The following is a 12,533-nucleotide window of genomic DNA, read 5'->3' on the forward strand; positions in this document are numbered from 1 at the left end:
CTACCCATTGCCTCTTACCTGATTAGATATTCATTTGAATTCAAAGCCATTTTCACTCGACACGAAGGGTTTTCGGTTGAGGCTTTTTTGTCTGTTTTTCACCGCCTTGCCTGCCAACATGCCCCAAATTGTTAATTTCGGGACCAATTAGCGCAATAAAATGCAAATGAGATTTGTTACTATTAACGCGCATTAGGCAGTCGAGGATCAGATGCAATTTGTTCGCCCTACATTGACCGTGGTCGCCGCGACCATTTCCACCCTGTTGACCGGTTCCGTGCTGGCCGCCCCTGCCCAGCGTTCGCAGGAGGCGCAGGCCGATGAGACCCTGACCGTGCTCGGTCAGACTTATCGCAACACAGCGACCAAGACCCGGCTCGACCCTATCGAGACACCCCAGGCCATCTCGGTGGTGGACGGCGAGACGCTGGAACAGCGGGGAGCCAGTTCGGTGAGCGAGGCGCTGCGCTATGTGCCCGGCGTCAACACCGAGCTGCGCGGTGGCGCCGTCAACCGGCTGGATCTGTTCAACATCCGCGGCTTTGACAACTACCAGAATTTCTACGATGGCCTGCTACTGCAGTACAACGAGTGGAACCTGCAACCCCAGATAGATCCGGTGGCCATCGAGCAGCTGGAGGTGTTCAAGGGGCCAACCTCGGTGCTTTATGGCAGTATGCCCCCCGGCGGCATGGTCAACCTTATCGCCAAGCGCCCCCAGCGCGAGGCAAGCCACAGTGTGAACGTCGCCACAGGCACGGGCAATCTCAAGGAGATGAGCCTCGACAGCACGGGGGCCATCAGCGAGACCCTCGCCTACCGTATGGTAGGGCTGGCCCGCCAGAAAGAGGGGCAGGCGGTGACCTCACAGGAGGAGCGCTACGTCTTTGCGCCATCGCTGGACTGGCAGCTGGGCGAGCGCACCCTGCTCAACCTGAATCTCTACTACCAGCGGGACCCGGCGGCGGGCATCTACACGACGGTACCGGCCAGCGGCTCGGTGGAGGCCAATCCCATGGGCCAGCTTGGCAGTGACACCTTCCTGGGGGACGAGCAGTGGAACCACTACAGTCGGGAGGTGACACTGCTGGGCTACAAGCTGAGCCACGACTTCAACGACCGCTGGCAGCTGCTGCAAAATGCCCGCTATATGGATGCCTCGGCCGATCAGCGCAACACCTACAACGGGGCGCTGGAGACGGATCACCGCACCCTGACCCGCAACGCCTATCTGACGGATGAAGACTCCCGCGGCTTTGTCATCGACAACCAGCTGGCGGGCAGGGTACAAACCGGCGCCGCCCAGCACAACCTGCTGCTCGGGGTCGACTACCAGTATCTGGATGCCCACGTGCTTTACCGGGATACCCTGGACTATTCGGCGCCCGCCATCGACATCTTCGCCCCGAACCACAACCGGCTGGCCTCGGTGCAGCCAACGTTCAACTATCAGGACAAGAAGGTGATCCGCCAGCACCAGAGCGGTCTCTATCTGCAGGATCAGCTGCGCCTCGAGCGACTGGTGGTGATTGGTGGTGCGCGCTACGACAGCTACCGGATGGACACTGATAGCCACTCCCTCTATCAGGGGGCGGCGAGCCATACCCTGGCCACCGTGGATCAGAACAATCTCTCTTTCCGTCTAGGCGCCCTCTACGAGCTGGACGGCGGTTTCTCCCCCTATGCGAGCTATGCCGAGAGTTTCGAGCCGGTATCGGGGGCGGACAAGCATGGCAAGGCGTTTGAGCCGGCCACCGGCCAGCAGTGGGAGGGGGGCGTCAAGTACCTCTCCGATGACATGAGCAAGACGGCGACCGTCTCGGTGTTCCACATCACCAAGCAGCACGCGCTGGTGACGGATCCGGACAACCTCTACGGCCCCATGCTGCAGACCGGGGAGATGGTCTCCCGCGGCGTCGAGCTGGAGGGGAGGGTCGATCTCACCAGCCAGCTTGATCTGGCGCTCAATTACACTCGCCTCGATATGGAGATCACCCGCGATACCACGAGCCTGCAGGGCAAAACGCCGGTCTGGGTGCCCGAGCAGACCGCCTCCTTGTGGAGCAACTATCGCTTCGAGCGGGGTCTGTGGCTGGGGGCCGGCTTGCGTTATGTGGGCAAGGCCCAGCTCGATGCCGACAACAGCGGCACAGTGCCTGATTACCTGCTGATGGACATGAGTGCTTCTTATGATCTGGCGCACCTCAGCCAGCGTTTCAAGGGGGTGGAAGCCTCCCTCGTCGCCAGCAATCTGTTCGACAAGACATACTACTCCTGCTACGACCGGAACAACTGCTGGTTCGGGGCCGAGCGCAACCTGGAGGCTCGACTCAAATACGCATTCTGACCCTGCGCCCCGGAGATCGTCCGGGGCTTGCCAGCGCACCCTCTTATGCTCCATCAGCCCCGCGTTATCCGACCGGGGCTGATGGGGGGCGCACTGTGCTCGCCATGCCTACTCTGGAAGCACTGCGGGGAGCGCCTCGGGATGAGATAGCGGCGGAGCATCGGGCCCTGTTTGCGGCCGCCGCCAAGCTTATCCCGTCGCTGACGGGACGCATTCGGGAGGCGGAGGGGAGCGCTCTGCTGACGTCATCCTCGCCGATGGCGCCTGCCCGGGTGGCGGCCGAGCTTCACGCCTACTGGCAACAGGTACATCCGGAGGCGGGGCCAGCTTACTGGCTGACCCGCAGCTGGAGCATGCTCAGCTGGCAGTCCATCTATCTGGCCATGGTGGCCGTCTATCGCCAGGGGGCCGTGCCTGCGCTGGATAAGCTGGAACTGGACTATCGGGAGGGACTGGTCAGTGGCATGACCCTGCCGGTGGCGCCCATGATCAAGGGGGAGACAGAGACCCTGATCGAGGCTGCGGGCACACGGTTGCAGGTGCACTGGCAGGCACTGCTTGCGCTGCTTGGCGGGGTACAACGGTTGCGGCCCGGTTTCGTGCGCCCGCTCCTGGCCGATGATCTGCTGGCGGCACTGGTGCGGGTGCCCGCGTTCTTTGACGAGGTAAGCCCCGCCGAGGTGGCGACCCATGCGCCGCACTGGCTTGCCGCCTGCGGCCTGCCGGCAGAGCATCTAACGGGCTGGCAGCCGGCGCCCTGGCCGCCAGAGGCCGGCTTTGTCGGTTATGTGCGCCAGCGCTGCTGCCTGCACTACAAGCGCCGCGATGGCGCGCTCTGCGGCAACTGCCCGCGGCGCCAGCATGACAAGAGTGTCTGTGCACATGCAGAGGTGCAGGCTGAGCCATAGTCATAGCCGCTTGGCTCGCCTTGCCTCTGGCAAACACCTGTTTCCGATATAGGCCGCCATTATGGCGGCCTTGTTATGTCTATTTCTGATCGCCCATCTTGCTGCGAATGCGGGCAAACAGGCTCTGCAGACAGGCCTGATCCCGATCGGCGGCGCGCACCGCGCCATACATATGGCGGCGTACGCCATCCCCGAGTGGCCGTGTTTCGAGCAGCCCCTGGCGGACAAACTCCTCGCTGGCCCAGCGCGGCAGGGCGGCGACACCCAGCCCGGCGGCAGCCATCTGCAACATGACCGAGGTGTTGTCCACCGGCTTGCAGCGGGCGGGCTCCACCCCGGCCGGTTGCAGGAAGCGGCTGAACACATCCATCCGGGTGCGCTCCACCGGGTAGACCAGCAACACCTCCTGGCGAAGATCCTCTGGCGCGATGCACGCTTGCCGACAGAGCGGGTGATCCGGTGCCATCACCAGGGTGAGATCGAAGGCGAACAGCGGTTCGAAATGAAGATCGCCGCGGGCCTGCACGTCCGAGGTGAGCAGCAGATCGAGTTGGCCGCCGAGCAGGGCGGCCAGGGCATCGAAGCCCGGCACCGACTCCACCTCCAGATCCACCCCTGGCCACTGGCGGCGAAAGTCCGGCAAGAGCGGCAGCAGCCACTGGATGCAGCTGTGGCAATCGAGCGCCAGGTGCAGGCGACCGGCATCACCGCTGTGCAGGGCCTGTAGCTGCTTCTCGGTCTGGGCCAGGGCGGGCAGCACCTGACGGGCCAGGGTCAGCAGCTGGTTGCCCGCCGCCGTCAACACCAGGGGTCGGCTCTTTCGCAAAAACAGCTCCAGATTGAGACGGGTTTCCAGCTCCTTCAACTGGTGGGAGAGGGCCGACTGGGTGAGGTTGAGGGTGAGCGCCGCCCCGGCCAGCGACCCTTGCTCGGCCAGTGCCGTCACCGTCTTCAAGTGTTTGATCTCGATGCTTGAATTGCTTGGCAGCGCCATGACATGGCTCCTTGTGGCATCGACTGAGGATGCGCTTGCGTGTCAGTTGAGGATTTCTTGAGAAGCAGTTGAAAAGGATTCAATAGCCAACGCCACCTTATCTTGTCATTTTGGATGTGTAAACATCTGGATGGCCAAATCATCCAGTTTCCCATCAGATGAACGAGCATAAGGAATTGGATTTATGACCCGAGCACACACCCTGGGTTTCCCCCGCATCGGCGCCAAGCGCGAGCTGAAATTTGCCCTCGAATCCTACTGGCGTGGCGAAACCAGCCAGAGCGATCTCATCGCCGTGGGCAAGAGCCTGCGTGAGCGTCACTGGCAGGCCCAACGCAGCGCCGGGGTCAACCTGCTGCCGGTGGGCGATTTCGCCTGGTACGACCAGGTGCTCGGCACCAGCCTGCTGGTGGATGCGGTACCGGCCCGTCACCGTCACGGCGACACCGATCTCGATACCCTGTTCCGGGTCGCCCGTGGCCGTGCGCCGACCGGTCCCGCTGCCGCTGCCGCCGAGATGACCAAGTGGTTCAACACCAACTACCACTATCTGGTGCCCGAGTTCAGCCGCGACCAGCGCTTCAAGCTGGGCTGGAGCCAGCTGTTTGACGAGGTGGAGGAGGCCAAAGCCCTGGGGCTGCCGGTCAAGGCGGTGCTGCTGGGCCCCGTCTCCTACCTCTGGCTTGGCAAGGAGAAGGAGAGCGGTTTCTCCCGCCTCGAGCTGCTGGATCGCCTGCTCATCGTCTACCAGGAAATTCTGGCCAAGCTGGCGTCCCAGGGCGTGGAGTGGGTACAAATAGACGAACCGGCGCTGGCGCTGGATCTGCCGGACGAGTGGCGACTGGCCTATCTCAAGGCGTATGAGCGCCTCGCCGGCCCCTGCAAGCTGTTGCTCACCACCTACTTCGGGTCTGTGGCCCATCAGCGCGACATCATCACTAGCCTGAAAGTAGACGGCCTGCACCTGGATCTGGTGGCGGCCCCCGAGCAACTGCAGACTCTGCTGCCCTATCTGCCGGCCCAGTGGGTCATTTCGGCTGGCGTCATCAATGGCCGCAACGTCTGGCGTGCCAACTTGCTCAAGCTGGCCCCGACCCTCAAGGCCCTCAAGGAGAAATATGGCGAGCAGCTCTGGGTGGCATCATCCTGCTCCCTGTTGCACAGCCCGGTGGATCTCACCCTGGAGCAGGAGCTGGACCCCCAGACCCGCAGCTGGTTCGCCTTCGCCCTGCAGAAGTGCTACGAGCTGGGGTTGCTCTCTGCTTATTTGGATAACAAAGAGCCGGATGGCGGGGATCTGGACAAGATCACGGCCTACAGCCAGCCCATCATCGCTCGGGAGTCCGACAGCCGGGTGCACAAGAAGGCGGTGCAGTCGCGTCTGGCAAGCCTCACCAACAGCGATTTTGATCGCCACAACCCCTATCCGGTGCGGACAGAGGTTCAGCGCGCAGAGCTCAAGCTGCCACTGTTGCCCACCACCACCATCGGCTCCTTCCCGCAGACCCCGGAGATCCGCGTGCTGCGCCAGGATTGGCGGGCCGGTCGCATCGACGATGGCGCCTACGAGGCGGGCATTCAGGCCCAGATCAAGGATGCCATCGAGCGCCAGGAGGCCATCGGGCTGGACGTGCTGGTGCACGGCGAGGCCGAGCGCAACGACATGGTGGAGTACTTCGGTGAGCTGCTGGACGGCTTTGCCATCACCCGCTTCGGCTGGGTACAGAGCTATGGCTCCCGCTGCGTCAAGCCGCCGGTGATCACCCGTGACATCGACCGTCCGACCCCCATGACGCTCGAATGGACCAAGTTTGCCCAGAGCCTGACCGACAAGCCGGTGAAGGGGATGCTGACCGGTCCCGTGACCATCCTCTGCTGGTCCTTCCCGCGGGAAGACGTGAGCCGCGAGCAGTCCGCCCTGCAGATCGGTCTGGCCATTCGTGACGAGGTGGCGGATCTGGAAGCCGCCGGCATCAAGATCATCCAGATCGATGAGCCGGCGATCCGTGAAGGCTTGCCCCTGCGCAAGCAGGATCACCAGGCCTACCTCGACTGGGCGGTGCGTGCCTTCCGCCTGAGCGCGAGCCCTGTGGTGGACAGCACCCAGATCCACACCCACATGTGTTACAGCGACTTCAACCTCATCATAGAGGCGGTGGCCGCGCTGGACGCAGACGTCATCACCATCGAGACCAGCCGCAGCCAGATGCAGCTTTTGGGAGCGTTCGAGCGCTTCAACTACCCCAACGAGATTGGCCCGGGGGTCTATGATATCCACTCGCCCAACGTGCCGAGCCAGGGTTGGATTGAGGATCTGATCCGCAAGGCCGCCAAGCAGATCCCGGCCGAGCGGCTCTGGGTCAACCCGGACTGCGGCCTCAAGACCCGCGGTTGGGAAGAGACCACCGCCGCCCTCAGCGTGATGGTGGAGGCGACCCGGGCGCTGCGCGCCGAGCTGGCCTGAGCTACAGGACTTTTCCGGCCAAACAACACACGCAGGCCATCGGTCTGAACCGACAGCCCTGATAGCGACGCAAGAGAGAGGGAAGGCCACGGCCTTCCCTCTGTTTTGGTTGTTGTGGGCAGTCAGGATTCTGACAAGCCCTGATCTGACCCCGGCAACGCTGACTGTGCGGCGCCGATTCCTGTGGTGAGGGTGCTGACCGTCTGCCAGAAGGCGTCGATCAGCGGCCCCTTGCTGTGGGGTGGGCGGATAAGGCCAATGGTCCAGCAGGCTTCCCCCTCGGTCAGCGGCAGGGTCAGCACATCCGGGTGCTCTATGGTGGTGGAGGAGGGGACCAGGGTCCAGGCGATGTCGGCAGCGGCGGTGGCGACGCCGGCGGCAAAGTCGTTGACGTACTGGATATCGCGAAAACGCAGCCCGCTCTGGGCCAGATAGTGCATCAGGTGATCGTAAAACGAGGGGGCCTTGTCCCGGCGCAGAATGGCCAGCGGTTTGTCCACCAGATCAGCCAGCTTGCTCACGCCGGCGTAGTTCGCGGGCAGCACGGCGACAAAGTGGGCCTGCACCACCGGCAGGCACGGCCACCCCTTGGGGGCGGGCAGGCGGCAAAAGCCGAGATCCAGCTTGCCCTCGCTCAGGGCCAGCAACTGATGGTGGGTAGAGAGATCGTTGAGCTCTATGGTCACCTGGGGGCGTTCGGCCCGAAATTGCGCGATGGCGGCGGGCACCAGCAGCTTGGTGGCGACCCCGAAGCCGATGCGCAGGGTGCCGCTGTTGCCGGCCAGCACGTCGCGGGCGTTGCGTGCTAGCTGCTCGCTGGCCGCCACCAGGGCGCGGGCATCCTCATAGAGGGCGCGCCCCAGCACGGTGAGACGGGTGCTGCTTGCATTGCGCTCGAACAGCTCGCCGCCCAGCTCCTCTTCCAGCCGGCGGATCTGCTTGCTCAGCGCCGACTGGGTGACGTGCTGGCGCACCGCCGCCTGACCGAAGTGCAGTACCTCCCCCAGGGTGACGAAGGCCTTCAGATCCCGCAGCTCCATGTCGGCTCCTGTGATTCCTGTTTGGAATGTTGAATGGTTAAATTTGTCATTGGACGGAATTTTAGAACTGTTCGATGCTAATGCCAATTCCATTGGGCACCGCCAGTCGGTGCGATCAAGGTGGCCAGCGCCACCGCCGCAGAAGGAGCAACCCCAGATGCATCACCACAAGTTCAACGACTTCCCGAAAGATTTTCTGTGGGGCGCCGCCTCCGCCGCCTATCAGGTGGAAGGGGGCTGGGACGCCGATGGCAAGGGGCCCTCGGTGTGGGATCTGTTCACCAAGCTGCCGGGCAAGACCTTTGAGGGCAGCAACGGCGACGTGGCGGTGGATCACTACCACCGCATGGAGGAGGACGTGGCGCTGATGGCCGAGATGGGGCTCAAGGCCTATCGCTTCTCGGTGAGCTGGCCGCGCATCTACCCGACCGGCCGCGGCGAGGTGAACGAGGCGGGGCTCGCCTTCTATGAAAAACTCATCGATACCTTACTGGCCCACCAGATTGAACCGGTGCTCACCCTCTATCACTGGGACCTGCCCCAGGCGCTGCAGGACGAATACGGCGGCTGGGAAGACAGGCGGATCATCGCCGATTTCGAGCGCTACTGCGTGACCCTCTATCAGCGCTTTGCCGGCAAGGTGAAGTACTGGGTGTCGCTCAACGAACAGAACTACAACCTGACCAACGCCTATCAGCTCGGCACCCATCCGCCTGCAGTGCAGGATCGCAAGCGCTTCTTTGCCGCCAACCACATCGCGTTTCTGGCCAACGCCCGAGTCATCAAGGCATTTCGCCAGCACGTGCCGGGGGGGCTGATCGGCCCAAGCTTTGCCTATTCTCCCGCCTATCCGGCCTCGTGCGACCCCAAAGACATGCTGGCTTACGAGAATGCCGAGGAGTTCACCAACCTCTGGTGGCTGGATGCCTACTGCTTCGGCCGCTACCCCCAGGCGGCGCTCGCCTACCTGCGGGAAACCGGCGAAGCGCCGGAGATCCTGCCGGGCGATCTCGAGCTGTTGCGGGAAGGAACCCCCGACTACATAGGCGTCAACTACTACTACACCCTGACCTATACCGACAACCCCCTCGGCGGCCAGACGATGCAGCGCATCAACACCACGGGCAAGAAGGGCACTACGCCGCCAAGCGGCATTCCCGGCCTCTACAAGACGGCCCCCAACCCGCACCTGGAGACCAGCAACTGGGACTGGGCCATCGACCCGACCGGGATGCGCATCGCCCTGCGCCGGCTCTCCTCCCGCTACGGTCTGCCGCTGATGATCACCGAGAACGGCCTCGGCGAGTTCGACAAGCTGGCGGCAGGGGACAGGGTGCACGACGACTACCGCATCGACTATCTGCGCAGCCACGTCAAGGCGTGCCAGGAGGCGCTGCAGGACGGGGTCGAGCTGCTGGGCTATTGCGCCTGGTCGTTCACCGACATCCTGAGCTGGCTCAACGGTTACCAGAAGCGCTACGGCTTCGTTTATGTGGAGCGGGACGAGCAGGGGGGCTCCCTGCGCCGCCTCAAGAAGGACAGCTTCTTCTGGTATCAGTCGGTCATCGCGAGCCAGGGCAAGCAGCTCTAACTCACCATCGCGGTGATCCCTCTTGCGCGGGATCGGGCGGCAGCCCGGTCCCGTTTACTGATCAATGTGGCGCCCTCATCGCCTCTCTCCTCTTTCTCCCTTCTGTTTGCGTCCGGCGCTGATTTTTGTCCTGCCAAAGCCGTTGACCCCTGCTATTATCTGCGGCCAAACATGAGCCAATAAAATCAGGACATTGTGATGACCGACCACACTTTTATTCCCGGTAAGGACGCGGCGCTGGAAGACTCCATCGAACGCTTCCAGACCAAGCTGCAAGCCCTGGGGTTTGATATCGAAGAGGCCTCCTGGCTCAACCCCGTGCCCAACGTCTGGTCCGTGCACATCCGTGACAAGGAGTGCTCCCTCTGCTTTACCAACGGCAAGGGCGCCAGCAAAAAGGCCGCACTGGCCTCGGCCCTCGGCGAGTACTTCGAGCGTCTCTCCACCAACTACTTCTTCGCCGACTTTTATCTGGGCGAGCAGGTAGCGAACGGTGATTTCGTCCACTACCCGAATGAGAAGTGGTTCCCCATCGAGGGGGATCAGCTGCCTGCCGGTCTGCTCGACTCTTTCACCCGCAAGTTCTACAACCCGGATGGGGAAGTGACCGCCGACATGCTGGTGGATCTGCAGTCTGGCAACGAGGAGCGCGGTATCGTCGCCCTGCCGTTCGAGCGCCAGTCCGACCATCAGACCGTCTACATCCCGATGAACATCATCGGCAACCTCTATGTCTCCAACGGCATGAGTGCCGGCAACACCAAGACCGAGGCCCGCACCCAGGCGCTCTCCGAGGTGTTCGAGCGTCACGTGAAGAACAAGATCATCGCCGAGGCCATCAGTCTGCCGGAGATCCCTGCTGAGGTGATCGCCCGTTATCCGGGGATCCAGGCCTCCATCGCCGCCCTTGAGGCCGAAGGCTTCCCCATCTACAGCTTCGATGCCTCCCTGGGTGGCCGTTATCCGGTCATCTGCGTGGTGCTGCTCAACCCCAGCAATGGTACCTGCTTTGCCTCCTTCGGTGCCCACCCGCGCTTTGAAGTGGCGTTTGAGCGTACCGTCACCGAGCTGCTGCAGGGGCGTGGCCTCAAGGATCTGGACGTGTTCGTACCGCCCTCGTTTGACAACGAACAGGTAGCGGATCACCACAACCTGGAGACCCACTTCATCGACTCCTCCGGTCTCATCAGCTGGGATCTGTTCAAGCAGGATGCGGACTTCGAGTTTGCCGACTGGGATTTTCGCGGCACTTCGCAAGAAGAGTTCGATCACCTGATCGGCATCTTCCACGAGCTGGAGCAGCCGGTCTACGTCGCCGACTACGAGCACCTGGGCGTCTATGCCTGCCGCATCCTGGTGCCCGGCATGTCCGACATCTATCCGGCCGAGGATCTGTTGCTGGCCAACAACACCATGGGTGCTCACCTGCGGGAAACTATCCTTGCGTTGCCGGCGCTGGAATGGGACGCAGAGCAATACATGGCGCTGTTTGACCAGCTGGATGAAGAGGGGCACGACGAACGCACCCGGGTGCGCGAGCTGCTCGGCATCGCCGCCGCCAAGGGCACCGCTCTGCATACCCTGAGGGTTGGTGAGCTCAAGGCCATGCTGGCGCTGGCCGCAGGCGAGCTGGAGACGGCGCTCGATCTCATCGACTGGACCATGGAATTCAACCAATCGGTGTTCCCGGCCGAGCGGGCCAACTACTACCGCGCTCTGCGCGCCTGTGTCGAGCTCTTCCTCGACGAGGATCGCGATCCCGAGCAGTACCGCACCGTGTTTGCCCGCATGTTCGGCGAAGATACCTTGGCTGAAGCCTGGGCCCATGCCAGTGGTGAGGCGCACTTCCACGGGCTGGTGGCGGCCGATCTGTCGCTCGAGCAGTTCCCGCTGCACCAGAAACTGCTGGCGGCTTACGAAAAGTTGCAGAAAGCCAAACGCACCCACCAGTGGGCGTAAGGCTATAACGTGTTATAAAGGGGCCGTTCGGCCCCTTTTTTATGCAAAAGACAGAGTGTGATGCGTTATTCAAGGATGAAATAAAAAACAAAAAATACCCCTAAGGGGGTTGACGAAGGGGAGGGGAGAACAGGGTCGTCCCGCAAAGATATCTTGCCGATAATACTTTGAGATGGATATCAATAAATTCTTTTAAATCATTGCATTAAAAAAAAATCGTTTCTGTTTCAGCTGAAACCTGGTGTAAACTTATGGCTCCGCAGCCTTAAAATCTTTGTAGTAAAATTACATTCGCACGCTGATAAATTTGATCAATGTCAATTTTGGCCATTTGCCCCTTTGTTATGATTTCGGCAGGCAAAACGTTCAGGTACAAAATAATTGAAAACTGAATCTCCATTCGATTGTCTCAAACCCGAAGCCATCGCAGCACTGGCTGAAGACATCACTTATGCCAAGGCCACCAAGCCGGCATACAAGGTCATTCCACTGGCCATTACCGCAGGCGCTTTCATCGCCATCGCGTTTATCTTCTATATTACGGTGACTACAGGCTCCTCTTCCATGTCATGGGGCATGGCGAAGCTGGTCGGCGGTCTCTGCTTCTCCCTTGGTCTTATTCTTTGTGTGCTGCTCGGTGCCGAGCTGTTTACCTCCACCACCCTGACCCTGGTGGCCAAGGCAGCCAACCGCATCAGCTGGGCACAGCTGTTCAAAAACTGGGGCCTGGTCTACTTTGGCAACCTGATTGGTGGCCTGCTCATGGTGGGGCTTATCATCATGTCGGCGGAATACACTGCGGCAGATGGCCAGTGGGGCCTCAACGCCCTGAAAGTGGCCCAGCACAAGATCCACCATACTTTCTTTGAAGCCGTTGCCCTTGGCATCCTGTGCAACCTGATGGTCTGCCTTGCCGCCTGGATGGCATTTGGTGCCCGCAGTGCCACTGACAAGGTCGTGGTGATGTTGCTGCCGGTTGCCATGTTCGTTGCCTCCGGCTTCGAGCACAGCATCGCAAACATGTTTATGATTCCGGTTGGTATCGCGATTCACAGCGTGGCCAGCCCGGAATTCTGGCAGGCTATCGGACAGGATCCGGCAAGCTTCGCCGATCTGACCGTATCCAACTTTGTCCTACACAACCTCATCCCTGTCACCATTGGCAATATCATCGGTGGTGGCGTCATGGTTGGTTTGACTTACTGGTTTATCTTCCGTCGTCATCATTAA

The 12,533-nt window shown here is 61.5% G+C and carries 8 protein-coding genes; 6 read left to right on the forward strand and 2 right to left on the reverse strand.

Annotated features, from left to right (window positions below; genetic code table 11):
• Positions 1-211: 211 nt before the first annotated feature.
• Both LA321_RS14830 and LA321_RS14835 read left to right on the forward strand, forming a co-directional pair.
• Positions 212-2,347 carry a TonB-dependent siderophore receptor gene (locus LA321_RS14830; RefSeq protein ID WP_042071599.1) on the forward strand — a complete coding sequence of 712 codons (2,136 nt, stop codon included), beginning with the start codon at positions 212-214 and terminating at the stop codon, positions 2,345-2,347.
• A gap of 104 nt (positions 2,348-2,451) precedes the next feature.
• A complete protein-coding gene (locus LA321_RS14835) occupies positions 2,452-3,255 on the forward strand; it encodes a siderophore ferric iron reductase (protein ID WP_042071597.1) in 804 nt (267 codons plus the stop codon).
• A 79-nt stretch (positions 3,256-3,334) separates the two neighbouring features.
• Here the strand turns inward: LA321_RS14835 and LA321_RS14840 are convergent, their stop codons facing one another.
• Entirely contained in the window at positions 3,335-4,249 is a 915-nt protein-coding gene (locus LA321_RS14840; RefSeq protein ID WP_026458462.1) for a LysR substrate-binding domain-containing protein, read from the reverse strand.
• A 184-nt stretch (positions 4,250-4,433) separates the two neighbouring features.
• On the opposite strand from LA321_RS14840, the gene metE reads away from it, so the two are divergent.
• Positions 4,434-6,713, forward strand: coding sequence for a 5-methyltetrahydropteroyltriglutamate--homocysteine S-methyltransferase (metE, locus tag LA321_RS14845; RefSeq protein WP_042071595.1), 2,280 nt, complete (start codon positions 4,434-4,436; stop codon positions 6,711-6,713).
• A gap of 122 nt (positions 6,714-6,835) precedes the next feature.
• On the opposite strand, the gene LA321_RS14850 is transcribed toward metE, so the two are convergent.
• Positions 6,836-7,753 carry a LysR family transcriptional regulator gene (locus tag LA321_RS14850; RefSeq protein WP_042071592.1) on the reverse strand — a complete coding sequence of 306 codons (918 nt, stop codon included), beginning with the start codon at positions 7,751-7,753 and terminating at the stop codon, positions 6,836-6,838.
• A gap of 157 nt (positions 7,754-7,910) precedes the next feature.
• Here LA321_RS14850 and LA321_RS14855 point away from each other — a divergent pair, with 157 nt between their 5' ends.
• From LA321_RS14855 to focA, 3 genes are all read left to right on the forward strand, one after another.
• Complete coding sequence (locus LA321_RS14855) at positions 7,911-9,344, forward strand: glycoside hydrolase family 1 protein (protein ID WP_042071591.1); 1,434 nt, start codon at positions 7,911-7,913, stop codon at positions 9,342-9,344.
• Positions 9,345-9,542: 198 nt separating this feature from the next.
• Positions 9,543-11,303 carry a 30S ribosomal protein S12 methylthiotransferase accessory factor YcaO gene (gene ycaO / locus LA321_RS14860; RefSeq protein WP_026456123.1) on the forward strand — a complete coding sequence of 587 codons (1,761 nt, stop codon included), beginning with the start codon at positions 9,543-9,545 and terminating at the stop codon, positions 11,301-11,303.
• Positions 11,304-11,684: 381 nt separating this feature from the next.
• On the forward strand, positions 11,685-12,533 hold the full coding sequence (focA, locus tag LA321_RS14865) for a formate transporter FocA (protein WP_042028928.1): 849 nt from the start codon (positions 11,685-11,687) through the stop codon (positions 12,531-12,533).

The organism is Aeromonas enteropelogenes (assembly GCF_020097295.1).
GTDB lineage: Bacteria > Pseudomonadota > Gammaproteobacteria > Enterobacterales > Aeromonadaceae > Aeromonas > Aeromonas enteropelogenes.